Genomic DNA, 15,717 nt, shown 5'->3' with positions numbered 1-15,717 from the left:
CGCATCGGGGGAGAGCAGCCCGAATGGCACCGCCTCGACCCGAAGGAGCGCCAGGCACGCATCACGGCTGAGGTTCGACTGAATGCGCCCCGGAACGACCTCGCGCGCAGCGTCCGAGCGGCAGCCGGCGCGAGCGAGAACGAAGCCGAGTTCGTGCGCCGGCTGCGCCGCTCCGGCGTCCTCGTCCGCCCCCGGTTCGCGGAGGGCACGACGGACGTCATCACCGGCTACTCGGTCGCGACCAGGCCCACGAAGGGTGAGCGTCCGATCTGGTACGGGGGCGGTCAGATGGGCCGCGACCTCACCCTGCCGAGGCTCCGCGAAGGTTGGCCCGACACACCCACCGGGGCGAGCGATGCGGCCGCCGAGTGGCAGGCAGCGGGACGGGGCCGGCGGCCCGTTGCACCTGGTCGCGAAATGCGCGAACCAGACCCCGAGCTGTGGCAGCGCCACACCGAGGAAATCGGCCAGCTCCGCGAGCAGCTTCGGTCGGTTCCGCTCGACGACCGCGACACCTGGTCGACGGTCGCACGTCAGACCGCGGCCGCGTTCGCAGCCTGGTCGAACGCCGTCGAGGAGACACCCGGTGACCTGGCCGAGGCGTCCGACGCACTCGCCAAGTCGGCACAGACCTACCGTCGCCCGGTGAAGCCCCAGCGCGCCGGCCGGGTGGCAATGTCGGGCGCGACGATGCTCCTCGCCAGCGTCGCCCGCGGCGGCCAGGGAACGGCCGCGCAGCTCGCCATGCTGCGACAGCTCATGAACCTCTCCCAGGCCGTCTACGACGCCGCGAAGGCCGCAGGGGAGGCCCGGCAGGCAGCGAACGTCGAGGCCGCCGTGCGGGAGCGCGTGATGAACGTTCGGCGGCAGCTCGAAGCCGTGCCGGCCACCGCGGCCGCGACGTCGACGACAGGCCCGACGTCGACCGCCACGGCGACCGCGCCGAGGGTCGACCGCTCCGCGATCGTCGACGCATCCGTGCAGGAAGCGCTCGACAAGATGCAGCGCGCCGAGGAGCAGCGCAACAAGACCACCGGCTCGCCGGTTCCGCCACAGGTGGAGCCCGCGCGGCCGCGCACCACGACGAAGCCGGGCGCAGATCGCGGCCCGGAGCGATGAGAAGGGAGTCAGATCATGGCCGATGAGAGCGACGGCATCGAGGAAGCATTCGAAGGGCAGCTCCGCATCGCCGTCACCGCGGCGGGCCGGGTAGGCGAAGCACTCGCCCGCGCCCGCGAGGAGGCGGCACGACGCGCACAGGCACAGAGCGAGCAGGCAGCCCGCGAACTGTCGTCACGGTTCGAGGCAGAGAAGCGCGCAGCTCGCGTCGAGCTGGGAAGCGTTCACCGCTCCGACTGGTGGGACAAGGCGACGCCGCAGCAGATCGGCGGCGCACTCACCACGGCGCGCGCGTGGGGCTCGGAAGACCCCGAGGCGCAGCGCGCGGAGGGCCGCATCCGCGACGAGCTCCGCACCCGCTACGGCGTCGACGTCGACAACACCGGCGCCGACCCCGCGGCCGTCCAGGCGGCCGTCGAGGCCGAGCAGCTGCGCCGGCAGTCCGACACCGAGCGTCAGCGCAGCGCTACCGAGCAGGCCGAGGCGGTCGCGCTCTCGCGTCAGGCCGACGAAATCGACCGCGCGGCCGAGGCGTCACGGGACACCGCCGACACGGCTCCCGACGAGGCAGAGCGCGAGCAGGCCCAGGTGCAGGCCGAGCGCGAGCAGAACCGCGCCGAGGCCACCCGCGAGAAGGCCGAGCCGCTGTATGACTCGTCCGAGCGGCGCGAGCGCGACGCCGACAAGCTCGAACAGCGAGGCGTCGGCAAGGAGGCCGTCAGCGCGAAGATGGCGGCCGACGTCAGCCAGGGCAAGCCGGCCACCGAGGCGGTCAAGGCGCAGCAGCTACAGAGCGCCAAGGCGCGGCCGAACAGGTCGCGATCGTCGAAGGTGCAGCGCACCGAGATTGGTCGCTGAGCGACAGCCTGAGCCCACGAGAGAGGGACCGACCCACTGGGCCGGTCCCTCTCTCGTTGTGCGCTCAGACGCCCGTAGGCGGCTCCTCGCGCAGGTCCGGGTACAAACCCTCCGGCGGTGCCGTGTACGGCAGCTCAGCGCCCTTGTCGCTGTCGTTCGTGTTGACCCGGTTCTCTCCCATGCCGGCGGCCGCGAACGGGCCGTGAGGGTCGAGCAGGACGCTCATGTGGTGCTCGGCGTGATCGCGGAACCAGACGCTCATCCCCGTTGTCGGATCGAGGCGCAGATGCTCCCACGCCCGCCACAGGGCGTCGAGGCGGATCACGGCCTCCGGGTAGTTCCACCAGTCGGCCGCCCACACGCTGCGCTCCCCGTCGACGCGGCGACGGTAGTTCTTCACCAGGTACTCGCGCACGAACTCGTCGACCGAGCCGTAGTACAGCGTCGGCTCCGCGTCGGCCGGCTCCTCCTCGTCGAGAGCATCCAGCGCCGCGGTGACAGCACGACGGGCGGCCGTGGCCGCCTGCGCTTGCAGCTCCTCGACCACCGTCGGGTCCAGCGCCTCGTCTACCTCAGCCGCGACGGCATCCTTCACCGCGCCCGTGATCGCCTTCTGCACCACGGCGCGAATCGCCGGAGCGGCGAGGTTCGTCGCGACGTCGGCAATGTCGATCCCGAACAGCCGGCCGGGCTCACGCTCCGGCAGCTCCGGCAATTCGGCGTCGTCGGGGACGTCGCGCGGGTCGGGCTCGTCGCCCTCGTCCAGCTCGAACGGCTGCGCCTCGATCCCCTCGTCAGCGGGAGCGTCGCCCCAGTTGTCGCTCATCAGGCCGCACCGTTCCCGTCGACGGCGGCCGCGACCTCACGCACCGACTCCTGCGCCTCGACGATCGTCCGCGACGCCTGCGGGTCGTGAGCTGCGATCGACGCCTTGACCTTCTCCGCGTGCGGGCCGGTCATCCACGGTTGCGTGCGAATGAGCGTCGGGCGGTTCCCCGAGGAGAGCACCACGGCGCGACCCTTCGGCATCGCGGCCAGGTCGGCCACGTCCAGGATGCGCTCACGGTGGAGCTGCTGATTCACGCTGCGCCCGCCACGGCCGGAGGACACCGACGACGCCTGACGGTCGTAGTCACCGATCAGCTTGGACAGGCTTTCCAGGAACGCATCTTCGGAGACACCGCCGCCGTAGACCTTCACATTCGAGGCGCTCCACAGCTTGCGCATGCCCGAATCGCCCCACACGTCGACGCCCTGCGACCACGACTGCAGGATGGTCATCAGCACGATTCCGCGCGAGCCGTAGTGGCTGTAGAGGTTCGGCAGCTCACGCCACCGGCAGACGTTCGCGGCCTCGTCGAGAACGCCCAGGAGAGGCACCGACAGGCGGCCGCCGGCAGACCCGGCGGCCAGCTCCTCCGCGGCCTCCACCACGGCGACCGTCAGCGCCGTCACGAGCGGGCCGGCGGTCCCGCGGCCCTCCTTGGAGAGCGAGTACAGGGTGCCGCCGTCACGCACGAACGCGGCCGGGTCGAACTGCGGACGCAGATCGGGCTCACCCTGCGGGTTCACCCACGCGGCCACCTGGCGGTTGGTCAGGCACGACGCCATTTGCTGCGCCGTGCCGTAGATGCCGCCGCGCTGCTTCTCCGGGGCGGTGATGACACCGCGCACCTGGTCGGCCGTCAGGTCGTACCCACCGCGACGGAGGATGCCGATCGGCTCCTCCTCCGTGGGGCGCGTCAGCCACCCGTAGACGTCCGTGATCGGACGCGAGTCGAGCGCGGCCGCGAGCAGGAGCCCCCCAAGGAGATCCTGCCCCGCGGGGTCAAAGTAGGCATCCGTCTTGGCTCCGGGATCGCGTGAACCGGACGCGAAGTGATCGGCCAGCTTGGCCGCGCGCACCTCGTCGGTGACGTAGCTGAGCGGGTTCCACCACCATGTAGGTTGCTCGAGCGCGATCCCCTGGGGATCGAACACCCAGACCGGGCCGGCCTCCGCGCGCACGTCGCGCGTCGCGTCGACCACATCGCGCTTGTTCGAGGTCACGAGAACGCCCCCAGGAGCCTCCAGAATGGCCGGCACCGCCCGAGAGGTCGTCTTACCGGTGCGCGGCCCCCAGATGTCGATATGCATGTCCTCCCAGGTGCCGTAGAGCGGCATCTGGCCGAGCGTCTTACCGATCGGCACACCGAGGGAGCCAGTCACGCCGAGCCGGGTCGCCTGAGCCTGCGCGTTGCGCTTGCTCAGACCCTCGACGTCCTTCCCTCGACCCATGTACGAGCTGGCCCGGTCGACGCGAGTCCGCCCCTTCCGGTAGCGCACGACGCCGACGATCGCGAGCACCACGAGCGCGAGGACGATCGCCAACAGGACGATGACGATCCACGTCGCGGATGCCGGCCACGGCACCCGCCCGAGAATCACCCCGAGGGTGAACGCGAACGGGTCGGAGGGCAGCTCGACGCCGGTCCCGTCGAGCTGGTGGCCAAGGCGCACCGCGACGTTGAGAACGACGATCGCAGCCACCGCCCCGAGAACGACGATCAGCAGCAGCAGCGTCTCACCGCCGAGGCCGCCGGGATCGCGGCGGCGGTTGTTGGGAGTGCTCATGACACCCTCTCCTCGTGCTCCTCGACCAGCTCCTCGACGACGTGCAGCGCGCGCCGTCCGGTGCGGGACTGTTCGTACCAGCGCTGATTCGTGTCACGGATCGAGCGCTCAGCCTCCGTCAACCGAACCTCGACGGGGATGCCCGGTCGCGTGCCGACCTTGACGAGGAACTTCCCGCGGCCGGGAGGGTCGACCTCGCGGCCCGATGCGGCGTCCCACGCGGGCGGGTCCTGCCAACCGGTCAGAAGCTCTTGCTCGGCCTCCGAGAACGGGATGACCGACGTCAGCTCCGGCATTTCGGTGTACGGCAGGCCCGCGCACATGACCATGCCGGCGCGCTCGACGAAGCCCTTCGCCTTCAAGCGGTCCTCCTCCGGGAGGGCGCTTAGGTCGGCCATCGTGTGCGAAATCATGGCCGTACCGACGCCCACCTGACGGTTCAGGCGGGTGAGGAAGTCGACGCGATCGACGATGCCGTTACCGGCGCGCAGCGCACGCCACAGCTCATCCATGATGACGAAGTAGTGCCGGCGGGGTTCCAGGCCGGCATCCGCGAGGACGTTCGCGATGTTCACCGTCGCGAATCCGTTCGACCAGCAGGCGAGCAGGGTCGCCGCGCGCAGATCGCCCTCAGCCTCACCGATGGCCGAAATGTCGTAGACCACCGGGCGGTCGAGGCGCATCGGGTTGTCGGTCGGCTGGGAGAACATTTCGCCCAGGCGGCCACCGCGGGAGAGGCTGATAAGCGACGCTTCCAGCCCGCGGGTGATCCGCTGATACTCCGCGAAGTCGCCGCGGTCGACGGCCACCTGGCGCAGCTCCTCCGGCCCTTGCTGCACGACGTTCAGCAGATCGCCCAGGACCGGCACACCGTCGAAGTTCCGATCGAGGTAGCGCAGCGCCTGGTCGACGATGGATTCCTCGACGTCGCTCGGAGGCGACTTGCGGAGGATCGTCAGCAGGGACGACACCATAGCCAGGCGGCGGCCGTGGGCATCCTCCAAGACCTCGCCGGCCTCCTTCGGGAAACCGGCCTCAGTGAGCCGCTGTGCGGCCTCCTTCGCCTCGCCGGGGTCGAGCACGTTCAGGTGCCCGCGGCCACGGCCGAGGGTGATGACCTGGCCGCCGAGCGCGCGAATGACCTCCACGTAGTCGGGTCGAAGATCACCCAGCACGAGCGGCTGCACACCGTAGCCGGCGAGGCCGATCGCCATCCGAGCGACGGCCGTCGACTTGCCGAGGCCGGGCTTGCCGAGCACGAACAGCGACGGGTTGCTGATGAGCTTCGCGCGCTGGAACCACGAAATCGGGTCGCAGCACAGCGTCGCCCCGGTGTGAATGTGGCGGCCGAGCGGGACGCCCACCATCGGCGTGCCGGCACCGATCGCGTAGGGCCACAGGCCGCACACTTGCAGCGTCGTCCCGCGCCACTCAGCCGGCGGCTGGATGAAGTTCGACATGCCGCCGGCAGGGCCGCTGTAGCCACGAGAGGACAGCGCGCCGGCAGACGTCGACGAGCCCGCGTCGGTGCTCTTGCGCCCAAGGCGCACGAACAGGAGTGAGCCGACGGCCACGACAACAACGAGGCCGCCGAGGGCCGCGAGGGCAATCTGATCCGGGGTCATCACACACGCTCCCTCAGTGCCGCGGGGACGGCCACGTGCTTGGTCAGCACCAGGCCCAGGGGCAGGGCGGCGGCGAATGCGCTGTCCTGGGAGCCGTAGACGGGACGGAGACGGAGACGTGCGGTCGCGCCGAGGTTGTCGACAGCGGCGCGCGCTTCGGCTTCCTTCACCGGGTCGATCACCGTCGCGGTGACGAGGATGCCGAAGTTGACCAGGCCAGCGCCCGATGCCTCCTCCGATTCCGTCGCCTGAGCCGAGCGCAGCGCGAGGGTGTCGCGCGCCGCCGGCTTGTTGGTCGACGTGGCCTTGAACTCCGCAGCTCGCACGTCCGACTGGACGAGCGTCGCGGCCCGTGCCGGGTCGATCGGCTTGTACAGCAGCGTCACGCGCTTACGGGCGATATCCCGGTGCGGAGCGAGCAGCCGGGCGAGGACTCCCGACTGCACGAGCCCGCGGGGCGCTTGCGTCATCGCCCAGGTGACCGACTTGGCCGAGTCGTGACGGTAGCTGTCCCATCCGGCCTGAGCCGCCGTCGGGCCGACGTCGCTCCACCGGAGGTCGGGCACGTCGCCGTCCGCGTGCGCGTCGTCGATCAGCGTCGCGGCCGCCGGGTCGTAGGCGACCCGGATCGTCTCGCACAGCTCTTGGGCCGAGAGCGGGTGAGCAGCGCCCGCGCCCGTCGCCTGCAATCCGGCCGTGAGGCCAGGCAGGCGAGCCGCGAGCTCGCGCGCCATTTCGTCGGGCTTGCGCACCTTGGCACCCTTCCGAGGAGCAGCAGCGAACGTGAGCGTGACGTACGCCTTCACCGTCGACGAGCCGGCCGGGTAGCTCAACACAACCTCACCCAGCATCGCCTTGGCGAAATCGGGGCCGTCGGGGTCGGTGTTCGTCTCGACCTCACGGCGCAGCCGGCGTCCCGAGTCGGGAGCCGTCTCGATCGTCACCGCGGCAGCTTCCATGTTCGGCTCATCACCGAGGTTGCGCAGCCAGTGACCCCAGTCGGCCACCCACAGGTCGACTTGCTCCTGGTCGACGAGAGCCGCGCCGTCAGGCTCGGTCCCGATCACGATCGAATACGTCTTGGCGTGCGGGGAGTAGATCATCGCGAACGGCCGCGCGTAGGAGTCTTCATGTTCGGAGAGCTGAGTCTGCGCGCCGAGGCCGGGAAGCTGGTTCGTTCCCCAGTCGGAACGCCCCAGCGGGCCGGAGCGGTAGATGTTCGCCTTCCTCCGCTTGGTCGACGTCCACGCGACGCGGTTCGCGGCGCGCGAGAGGACGCTACGCCCGTCACCGTCGCGGATCGTCAGCAGCAAGATCAGCCCGCCGAACACCGCGGCCGTGACGAATGCCTCGATGATGCCCGTGGTCATCAGAACGACGATCACGATCAGCAACGCAACGAACATCAGGCCGGTGCCGACCGTGCCGAGCCCGAGGAGGCCCGGCGACGTCGGCTGACGCCAGTTCCCGTAGGTGCGGACGCCCCTACGGCTTGTCTCTACGGTTGCCATCAGCTCCCGCTCCCTTCACCTGTTGCTTGGTTACCAACGTCTCGGGCGGCCCCAGCGGCCGCCTGTCCTGCTTGTTTTGCAGCGCCGATCGCGACGCCGGCAGCCATGCCGATAGGCCCGCCAGCGGCGCCGGCCGCTGCACCCGCAGCAGCTCCACCACCGGCAGCAGCTCCGCCGGCCGCAGCGCCACCCGCGGCAGCTCCACCGCCCGCAGAGGCCGCAGCAGCGCCCGTGCCGCCACCAGCAGCACCCGAGGACGCCGCGGCCCCTGACGTGGCCCCACCGCCGCCACCAGCGCCGCTAGAAGCCTGCGCGGCCTGTGGTGCCGACTGACCGCCACCGCTGGCCCCAGACGGGCCGGTAGAGCCCGTGGAGCCAGACGAGCCGGTCGACCCGGAACCACCCGACGAGCCGCCACCGGAACCGGTCGCGAGGCGACCCATTGAGGCCGCTCCGGTCGGGAGCGAGGCGAGAGCTGCGACGCCGAGCGCGCCGCCGGCACCGGCCGACATGGCCCCGACGAGCGGGGTCACGAACCGCATCAGGGCCGGCATGGCGAACAGCGCGAGCACCATCAGAATGAGGCCCGTCAGAACGGCGATGAAGCCCGTGCCGTCGTCCTGGAACACGTTCGTTCCCGCGAGCTGGAACGCCGCGGCGTAGACGATCGCGGCCGCCGGCTTGTACAGGATGAAGGCGACCAGCCAGCCGACGTTCTTCTTGAACCAGCTCTTACCCATTTCGGTGTTGGTCGCCGCCGCCGACAGCGGCAGGATGCCCGTCAGGATGACGAGCATGCCGCCACGCGCGATCATCAGCACGATTTGGAAGGCCGTCGCGAGGATCGCGATCAGTCCCAGGATGATGATGAGCAGCGCCCCGAGGCCACCGGTCGCGGGGTTCGTCGTGAGGGCAAGCAGCGTCGCGATGTTGTTCCCGAAGCACGCCGTATCCGTGCCGACGTCGCAGTTCAGCGCGCCGTTCAGAATCCACACGGAGAAGGAGTCGAAGGCCGACACCAACAGGCCGACGATCGTCACACCGGCCCCAGCCACCACGATCAGAGTCAGGAGACTCTTGATCGTGTCTTTACCCGGCTCGGCGCGCTGTTCCCACGCCATCCGAACGCCGCCGATGATGACGGACACCACCGCGGCCGCACCCATGTACCACCAGAGCGACGACTGCAGAAACAGCACCGTGCCGCCCGCGCCTTGTGGCCCGTTCGGCAGGAGGCCCGACACGAGAGCCGTCGCGCCGCTGATGAGGAAGATCGCGCCGAGCACGATCCCCATTCGGCCGGCGGCCTGGAAGCCCTCACCGTTGCGCATCCGAGTGGCGATGAGCGCTCCGAGCAGGATGATCGACATTGCCGCCAGCGCGATGGAAATCCAGGTCACCCAGCCGAGCACCGTAATGATGCCGTCCGAGTTCGGCGCGGTCGTGCCGGCGGCAATCGACGACCCGCCACCGCTCCCGGTGAGGTTGGGTGTCCCGACGTTCACCCATAGGGTGCCGAGGGACGCCACTGCCTTACCGAACGCCTCGAGAACGGCATTCGCCATGTTCTCGATCGCGTCGCCTACCGCGTTGTTGACGGCATCGCCTACGCAGGCGAGAGGGTCGGTGATACCGCAAGCCATGTCATGCTCCCCAGGGGATGTATCCCGACGTGTCGGGAATCGTCGCGAAGTCGAACGGGGTTGAGACGTTGGCGTTGATCTTCCAATCGCCGTCCTCCCAAACCAGCTCGTAGACGGTGGAAGCCGTGACAGTGGTCCCCTCAGAGGAACCACGCACAGCGAGGTCGACGCGGGCGTTCTCTCCGTCGTAGGAGAGGACGCGGAAGCCGACCACCTGAAGGCGCACGCCCGACGACTCGGAGGTGCTGCCGACCTGTGACAGGAGCGAGTCGCGGAACTGGCCCTCACTCAGGGCGTATTCGATCCACGGCTTGACCAGCTCAGTGTCGGCGGGCACCGCGAGGGCGGTCGCGGCTGCAAACAGCGCTCCCTCCGGGGAGTGCTGGAAGCACGTTGGGTAGCCCTCTGCGCCCGTGTCGGCGGGCCCGAACGTCGTCGACGTCGGGTAGGCCACTGTGCGAATGAACGCCCATTCGGCGGCTGGCGCGGTCGTGACCTTGCCCGACAGCTTCTCGCCTCCCAGGCCACAGACACTAGCGCCGCCCGCAACCCCGGAAGGCTCCGGGGTTGGGGCGGCGCTGGTCGCGGCGCTGGACGACGGATCGGGCGCGGGCGGGCCGGCCTCGTTCCCGCGGTTCAGGTTGAGAACCGTCAAGACGATGGCCGTCACGATGAGCGCGGCCACCACCACCGCCCCGACGATGAAGCCGGGGCGGGTGAAGGGGTTCTGCTGGGTGTCGTCCTCAGCCATGACGGCTCCTTTCAGGCTCCGGCGAGGATGCCGATCAGGGCGGCACCACCGCCGATCACGATCGCTCCGGCCATCGGCCAGATGATCTTTGTGATGGCGTCCTGGCCCTCGCCGCGACGGAAGTTGACGGCGATGAGGATGCCGCCGACGATGATCGCGCCGCCGACGACGACGTAGCCGATCCACTTCAACCAGGAGAGGATCGTCGTCACGCCTTCGGTGCCGGGAGGCTGTACGGGGTCGGGGTCGGGGATGACGCCGGCGATGTGGACGGCGGTGTCTGCCGCCGCGTGGAACACGTCGATAACGGACATGCGTCTGCCTTTCAGTTGGTGGTGCCGGCGGCACCGAGGATTGCGGTCAGTTCGTCGACGAGTCGCTGAACTTCGCGCGGGGAAGATGAGAGAGCCGGCGGCTCTCCCACGCGCCATGCTTCGACCCACGGCACCGACCAGGTGCGTGGGACGCCTCCGCTGACGACCTGCAAGAGGTCGCGCAGCGAACGAGGTACACGACCGGGTGCGTCAGCCATGACGACCAGGCCCAAAACTTCAACCGAAGGGACGAGGCCCGCGGCCCACTGGCGCATCGCGTCCTGCGCGGCACGCAGCCCGCGAGCGTCACCCCGTGCGACGAGAACCGTCCGTGCGGGCGTCTGCGAGGGGGTGCGCGGCCAGGCGTGGCCCGCCGCCTGCGTCCCTGGCATCAGAGCTGCCAGCGTCGACTCCCCCGACCCGCCGTGTGCGCCGACCCACCAGAGCGCCGCGGTAGCGCCGCGGTCGTGGACCGGGAGCTGGTCGACGCGATCGGGGGCAGGGATGCCCCGCTGCGGAGCCACAGGACCGACCGCATCCGGCACGGACGCCACGGGCGCGGCCTGCGACGGTGGCGGTGTCGTCGGCCGAGAAAGCCACGGATTAAGCGGTTCGCTCATCTTGTCTCCTAGGTACAGTGAGATTCACCCTTACAGGGAAACACTAACCCCCAATACCCCGAACAAGGAAGGGTCAACCCGAATGAACCCGTACCTGTACATCTGCCCCCGAATGAGTAAGCTGGTCGCGTGGCCCCACCAGGAGGAATCCCGATGACCAGCGATGACGACAGCGAGGCGATCAACCGCGATGCGGTCGACCGCCTATTTGACCAGAGCCCTCCGACGCTCGGCGCGACCGAAGTCGCGGAACGACTCGGAGTCTCTGCGAAGAGTGTCTACACGTGGCTCAAAGACGGGCTGATCCCCGGCTACAAGATCGGCACGACCTGGTTCGTCATCCGTGACGAGCTGAAAGACACCCTGCGCAAGGGTGCCAACACGAAGCGGGATACCGGCCCCGTGCTGGTCATCCGGACGGAAACCAAGCAAGGAGATTGACATGCGGAAGATCGGGCCGGCACTACTCATCGTGGTCACGGCGGCGACCCTGACAGCCTGCACGGCACCGAACGATGCGCCAGCGCCTTCCCCCAGCGCCAGCAGCTCCGGCCCGATCTATCCCGACCTCGATCAGTTCACTCCCGCGCCGACCGGCGCTATCGACGCCGATAGCGGCGAGACGCACGGCCCGCGGCCCGTCCCGACGTGGGACGAGGAATCACGCGAGAGCGCCACCGCGGCCGCCGTGGCCGTGATGACCGCCTACGCCCGTCCCGATCTTCCGTTCGAGCAGTGGTGGGCCGGTTTGCAGCCGCTCCTGGACGGCAAAGCCACCCAGGACTACGCCTACATGGACCCCGCCCGCATCGTCGCGAGCAGCATCACCGGCACCGCCGTCATCACCGACGACACCAGCGCCTACGTGGCATTCGTCGACGTCCCCACCAACGCCGGCACCTACGGCGTCGTGCTCAGCCGGGCCGACGCTGACTCCCCGTGGCTTGCCTCCCGGTTCATCCTTCCCGAGGGCGTGAACTAGTGGCCGGCCCCAAGGGCAGCGGCGTCTACGCGATCGCCGCTGTCCCCCTCCTCGTCATCGGGTCGCTGTTCGGACTCCTCCTCGTTGGGGATGACAACTGCGGCCCGACCGCCGGAGGCGGCGGATCGGGAGTCTCAGTCAACCCCGACTCGGTGCCACAGACCGAAATCGCCGGCTATGGCCACGAGCAGCTTGTGAACGCCGCCAACGTCATCAAGGCGGGCGCAGACCAAGGGCTGAACGTCCGCGATCAGACCATCGGCGTCATGACCGCGATGGGCGAATCCAGCCTCCGAAACATCGACTACGGCGACTGGGAAACCGGCGGCGTCACCAACCCCGACGGCACCCGCACGACCTCGATCGGCCTATTCCAGCAGCAGGACGGATGGGGCACCCGCGAGGAGCGCCTCGACCCCTACATCTCGTCGACGAAGTTCTTCCAGGCGATGGTGGCGAAGGTTCCCGACCGCGAGTCGCTGGAACCGACTATCGTCGCCCACCGCACGCAGGTGAACGCCGACCCGTACCACTACACCCAGTTCTGGGACGGCGCGGTGCAGATCGTCGAAGGGCTCTCCGGTAAGACCACCGGACTGAACCCCGGCGACGGCAGCGCCAGCGGCGGCAAGTGCGACCCAGGCGTTCCCGGCAGCGTCAACGCGCAGGGCTGGGCCTCCCCCGGCGCCGGCCCCATCACTGACCCCTACGGGATGCGCCTGCACCCCATCGACCAGGTGTGGCGGCTCCACGCCGGAACCGACCTCGCCGGAGGCGGCTGCGACGGCCCGATCTGGGCCGCTCAATCGGGCGTCGTCACCTTCCGCGGCTTCGACAGCGGCGGCAACGGCGTTATCGCGATCGACCACGGCGGCGGCGTCACCACCCGCTACCTGCACATGTACGACTCCGGGATGCTCGTCCAGGTTGGCGACAAGGTGAAGGGCGGTCAGCAGATCGCCCGTGTCGGCAGCAGCGGACAATCCACCGGATGCCACCTGCACTTTGAGGTCCAGGTGAACGGCGAAAACACTGACCCGGCCCCCTTCATGGCTGCGGTCGGAATCCAGCTCGGACAGTAGATCAGGAGACGACCATGAGCAGCATCGAAGTACCCACATTCCCCAAGATCGAGGCGCGCACGCACGCCAACGGATCGGGAGAGGTCACGATCAACGGGACGTCATACCCGATCGAGACGACCACTCTCGAGGATGCTCGCGCCGCGATCCTCGCCCGCGTCGCTGAGACGGCCGGGAAGATGCAGCGCCCCGTCCGCGTCACCACGACCGGCCCCGACGGGGAGTGGCCGCTGATCGTCCACCCCGACGGAAGCGTGGAAGCCGACGAGAGCCTGCCCGCACACCCCGCACCCGTCGAGGAGGTCGCGCCCGCGCCTGACCCCGAGCCGGAACCGGCACCCGCGCCGACCGACAGCGTGCCCGCTCACGCGGCCGCGCCAGCCGCTCCCGCGCCGGCAGCCGCGGACGGCAACGCATGGGTGCGTCAGGCCCCTGTGCCGGCCCCCGAGTTTCCGAGCCGCCGCGAGGCGCGCCAGTCGTTCCTCACGCAGGAACAGATCGAGGAACCGGCGACCCAGGGATGGCGCGGCACCCTGACCCGCTTCGGCATCCGCATGAGCCCCAGCGAGTCCGAGCGCGCCGAGCGCTCCGACGTCCTCGCCGTCTCGCAGCACTGGCCCGGCCCCCGCACGATCGCCGTCGTGAACGGCAAGGGCGGCGCGGGCAAGACTCCGACGACCGTCCTCCTGGCGGCCGTGTTCGCCCGCCACGGCGGCGCGGGCGTGCTCACGTGGGACAACAACCAGACCCGCGGCACGCTCGGTTGGCGCACCGAGCAGGGGCCGCACGAGGCGACCTTGCTCGACCTCCTCCCCCAGGTCGACCGCCTCCTGAGCACCGGGGCGCAGTCGGCCGACCTCGCCCACTTCGTGCACCACCAGACCCGCGACCGGTTCGACGTGCTGCGCAGCAAGCCGATGGCCCTCGCGCACGAGCAGCGGGTGGAGCCGAGCGACGTCGACGCGATCCACGCCGTGGCCGCGAAGTATTACCGGCTGATCTTCATCGACTCCGGCAACGACGAGTCGGACCCGATGTGGCTGCGCATGATCGACCACACCGACCAGCTCGTGGTCGCCACCACGACCCGCGACGACCACGCCGAGGCCGGCGCGCTCCTCCTCGAAGCTCTCGCAGAGCGTGACGCAGGATCGGCCGAGCTGGCCCGCGATGCCGTGGTGATCGTCAACCAGGCCGACCCCAAGTCGACTCCGGCCGAGCTGGCGCGCGTAGCCGAGGGCTACCGCTCGCTCGCGCGTGAAGCCGTGACCGTCCCCCACGACCCCGCAATGGTCGACGGCGTGCTGCGCTTCGGCTCGCTGCGCCCCGAGACGCAGCGGGCATGGCTCGCAGCCGGCGCGGCGGTCGCACGCGGGCTGTGAACGCCACACAGCCCGTCCCAGGGCTCCATCGCGTCCCGGAGTGGCCCCGGCTCGCCGCCGAGGTCACAGCCGACGGCACAGGGACGCTCACGGTCAACGGCCAACGGCGCGCCTGCGCGGCCGAGTCCGTCGCCGCGCTGCGCACAGGCATGATCGCGCGCGCCGTGGCGATCGCCACGCAGCTACGCCGGCCGATCCGCCTCGACGTCACCGAGGACGGCCGCACACACGCCCTCGCCGTGCGGCCCGAGGGCTACGTACAGCTCGTCGGCGCCGACGGCACGATCCCCGCCGCCGACGGCCTCGGCATCGACGAGGGCCGATGCCGTATCTGCCGCCGCCTACAGCCGGTCACGTCGACGACGTGCGTCCAGTGCGCCGTCGACGAGCCGCTGCGCGTCGAGGTCGCCCCCCTGGCCGAACCGAACACCGTCACGCCGCCCGCGGCCGCCCCGATCACGCGCCCGAATCCCGTTGAGCTCCGCGAGCTCGACGAGCTGCACGACGTCGAGCAGACCCGCGTCACGCGCCGCTCGACCCCCGCACGCCCGACGCTGCGCCTGGCCTTCAACACGCAGCGCAGCGTCGCCGCCGGCCCCCGTGTGGTCATCGGTCGCAACCCCGAGCCCGTCGCCGGCCACGAACCGCTCAGCATCGCTACACCAGGCCGGATGCTCTCGCGCACACACGCGACGATTGCCGTCGACGCCGCTGGTCGCATCGTCGTGACCGACCTCGATTCCGCGAACGGCATCGAACTGCAGTCGGCCCCGCCGCGGTGGTTGACCCCCGGTGAACCGACCCCGATCCCCGACGGGTCGACGATCCTTCTTGGTGACGTCTACTGCACCGTCGAGCGCGCGCAGTGAGCTACACCTGTGGCCGTCGGCGTGTCCTCCCTTTTGCGTTAAGGAAAAGCGGCAGGATGAGCCGCATGGGAGCACAGCACGGAAGGCCGAGCAAGGGACGTCGCGACGCGATTCTGGCGAAGCCGCCCGTCGAGTTCGGCGCGATCTTGAAGCAGAACGCCGACGCCGAAGGACTCTCCTACGGCGAGTACCTGGTGATGCTCGCGGCCGACGCGCTGGGGATGCCCCAGTACGCGCCGCCGCTCCCCCGCGATCGCGCAGCAGAGCTGCCGATCCCCGAGCTGAACACGTCCAAGGGGGCAACCACGAAAGCCGCATAGAACGAGCGAACCCCCCGCCTCTACGAGA

General features: G+C 69.8%; 15 protein-coding genes and 1 pseudogene. 8 read left to right on the top strand and 8 right to left on the bottom strand.

The genetic code is table 11. From position 1 onward, the window contains the following. Positions 1-1,119 (top strand): annotated as a pseudogene (locus FFS56_RS18930) (relaxase); the annotation flags it as partial. Between the two features lie 15 nt (positions 1,120-1,134). Continuing rightward, on the top strand, positions 1,135-1,977 hold the full coding sequence (locus FFS56_RS18925; RefSeq protein ID WP_137772230.1) for a hypothetical protein: 843 nt from the start codon (positions 1,135-1,137) through the stop codon (positions 1,975-1,977). Positions 1,978-2,041: 64 nt separating this feature from the next. Here FFS56_RS18925 and FFS56_RS18920 read toward each other — a convergent pair whose 3' ends face one another. The 8 genes from FFS56_RS18920 to FFS56_RS18885 are packed head-to-tail and all read right to left on the bottom strand — an operon-like array spanning position 2,042 to position 11,054. After that, on the bottom strand, positions 2,042-2,803 hold the full coding sequence (locus tag FFS56_RS18920) for a DUF4913 domain-containing protein (RefSeq protein WP_137772229.1): 762 nt from the start codon (positions 2,801-2,803) through the stop codon (positions 2,042-2,044). Then, a complete protein-coding gene (locus FFS56_RS18915; protein WP_137772228.1) occupies positions 2,803-4,590 on the bottom strand; it encodes a type IV secretory system conjugative DNA transfer family protein in 1,788 nt (595 codons plus the stop codon). The genes FFS56_RS18920 and FFS56_RS18915 overlap by 1 nt, the downstream gene beginning before the upstream one ends. Continuing rightward, positions 4,587-6,215 (bottom strand): ATP/GTP-binding protein, encoded by a 1,629-nt coding sequence (locus tag FFS56_RS18910; RefSeq protein WP_137772227.1) that lies wholly within the window; start codon positions 6,213-6,215, stop codon positions 4,587-4,589. The genes FFS56_RS18915 and FFS56_RS18910 overlap by 4 nt, the downstream gene beginning before the upstream one ends. Next, positions 6,215-7,726 (bottom strand): SCO6880 family protein, encoded by a 1,512-nt coding sequence (locus FFS56_RS18905; protein ID WP_171011048.1) that lies wholly within the window; start codon positions 7,724-7,726, stop codon positions 6,215-6,217. The genes FFS56_RS18910 and FFS56_RS18905 overlap by 1 nt, the downstream gene beginning before the upstream one ends. Next, a complete protein-coding gene (locus FFS56_RS18900; protein WP_137772226.1) occupies positions 7,726-9,369 on the bottom strand; it encodes a hypothetical protein in 1,644 nt (547 codons plus the stop codon). The genes FFS56_RS18905 and FFS56_RS18900 overlap by 1 nt, the downstream gene beginning before the upstream one ends. A gap of 1 nt (position 9,370) precedes the next feature. Beyond that, positions 9,371-10,120, bottom strand: a complete 750-nt coding sequence (locus FFS56_RS18895) for a hypothetical protein (protein ID WP_137772225.1) — start codon at positions 10,118-10,120, stop codon at positions 9,371-9,373. Positions 10,121-10,131: 11 nt separating this feature from the next. Beyond that, positions 10,132-10,434 carry a hypothetical protein gene (locus FFS56_RS18890; protein ID WP_137772224.1) on the bottom strand — a complete coding sequence of 101 codons (303 nt, stop codon included), beginning with the start codon at positions 10,432-10,434 and terminating at the stop codon, positions 10,132-10,134. 11 nt (positions 10,435-10,445) lie between these two features. After that, positions 10,446-11,054 (bottom strand): DUF6668 family protein, encoded by a 609-nt coding sequence (locus FFS56_RS18885; RefSeq protein ID WP_137772223.1) that lies wholly within the window; start codon positions 11,052-11,054, stop codon positions 10,446-10,448. Between the two features lie 153 nt (positions 11,055-11,207). Between FFS56_RS18885 and FFS56_RS18880 the strand changes: the two genes are divergently transcribed. The 6 genes from FFS56_RS18880 to FFS56_RS18855 all read left to right on the top strand — a co-directional run bounded on the left by FFS56_RS18880 (position 11,208) and on the right by FFS56_RS18855 (position 15,689). Further along, positions 11,208-11,495, top strand: a complete 288-nt coding sequence (locus FFS56_RS18880; protein WP_124093341.1) for a helix-turn-helix domain-containing protein — start codon at positions 11,208-11,210, stop codon at positions 11,493-11,495. Position 11,496: 1 nt separating this feature from the next. Beyond that, entirely contained in the window at positions 11,497-12,036 is a 540-nt protein-coding gene (locus tag FFS56_RS18875; RefSeq protein ID WP_137772337.1) for a hypothetical protein, read from the top strand. Then, positions 12,036-13,118, top strand: coding sequence for a M23 family metallopeptidase (locus tag FFS56_RS18870; protein ID WP_137772247.1), 1,083 nt, complete (start codon positions 12,036-12,038; stop codon positions 13,116-13,118). The genes FFS56_RS18875 and FFS56_RS18870 overlap by 1 nt, the downstream gene beginning before the upstream one ends. Before the next feature lie 14 nt (positions 13,119-13,132). Continuing rightward, positions 13,133-14,500 carry an AAA family ATPase gene (locus FFS56_RS18865; protein WP_137772246.1) on the top strand — a complete coding sequence of 456 codons (1,368 nt, stop codon included), beginning with the start codon at positions 13,133-13,135 and terminating at the stop codon, positions 14,498-14,500. Further along, complete coding sequence (locus FFS56_RS18860) at positions 14,497-15,369, top strand: FHA domain-containing protein (protein WP_160118994.1); 873 nt, start codon at positions 14,497-14,499, stop codon at positions 15,367-15,369. The genes FFS56_RS18865 and FFS56_RS18860 overlap by 4 nt, the downstream gene beginning before the upstream one ends. Before the next feature lie 65 nt (positions 15,370-15,434). Further along, positions 15,435-15,689: a hypothetical protein gene (locus FFS56_RS18855; RefSeq protein WP_137772245.1), complete on the top strand. Its 255-nt coding sequence runs from the start codon at positions 15,435-15,437 to the stop codon at positions 15,687-15,689. The last annotated feature ends 28 nt before the right edge of the window (positions 15,690-15,717 follow it).

Origin of the sequence: Microbacterium sp. Beta, assembly GCF_005502545.1 — a bacterium.
GTDB classification, from domain to species: Bacteria; Actinomycetota; Actinomycetes; order Actinomycetales; family Microbacteriaceae; genus Microbacterium; species Microbacterium oxydans.
The sequence above is the reverse complement of the archived record's forward strand: the minus strand, read 5'-3'. Positions and strand labels throughout refer to the sequence as shown.

Excerpts from the sequence above, each read along its gene's own strand:
- FFS56_RS18925 (WP_137772230.1), top strand. The coding sequence starts at position 1,135 with ATGGCCGATGAGAGCGACGGCATCGAGGAAGCATTCGAAGGGCAGCTC.
- FFS56_RS18920 (WP_137772229.1), bottom strand. The coding sequence starts at position 2,803 with ATGAGCGACAACTGGGGCGACGCTCCCGCTGACGAGGGGATCGAGGCG.
- FFS56_RS18915 (WP_137772228.1), bottom strand. The coding sequence starts at position 4,590 with ATGAGCACTCCCAACAACCGCCGCCGCGATCCCGGCGGCCTCGGCGGT.
- FFS56_RS18910 (WP_137772227.1), bottom strand. The coding sequence starts at position 6,215 with ATGACCCCGGATCAGATTGCCCTCGCGGCCCTCGGCGGCCTCGTTGTT.
- FFS56_RS18905 (WP_171011048.1), bottom strand. The coding sequence starts at position 7,726 with ATGGCAACCGTAGAGACAAGCCGTAGGGGCGTCCGCACCTACGGGAAC.
- FFS56_RS18900 (WP_137772226.1), bottom strand. The coding sequence starts at position 9,369 with ATGGCTTGCGGTATCACCGACCCTCTCGCCTGCGTAGGCGATGCCGTC.
- FFS56_RS18895 (WP_137772225.1), bottom strand. The coding sequence starts at position 10,120 with ATGGCTGAGGACGACACCCAGCAGAACCCCTTCACCCGCCCCGGCTTC.
- FFS56_RS18890 (WP_137772224.1), bottom strand. The coding sequence starts at position 10,434 with ATGTCCGTTATCGACGTGTTCCACGCGGCGGCAGACACCGCCGTCCAC.
- FFS56_RS18885 (WP_137772223.1), bottom strand. The coding sequence starts at position 11,054 with ATGAGCGAACCGCTTAATCCGTGGCTTTCTCGGCCGACGACACCGCCA.
- FFS56_RS18880 (WP_124093341.1), top strand. The coding sequence starts at position 11,208 with ATGACCAGCGATGACGACAGCGAGGCGATCAACCGCGATGCGGTCGAC.
- FFS56_RS18875 (WP_137772337.1), top strand. The coding sequence starts at position 11,497 with ATGCGGAAGATCGGGCCGGCACTACTCATCGTGGTCACGGCGGCGACC.
- FFS56_RS18865 (WP_137772246.1), top strand. The coding sequence starts at position 13,133 with ATGAGCAGCATCGAAGTACCCACATTCCCCAAGATCGAGGCGCGCACG.
- FFS56_RS18855 (WP_137772245.1), top strand. The coding sequence starts at position 15,435 with ATGGGAGCACAGCACGGAAGGCCGAGCAAGGGACGTCGCGACGCGATT.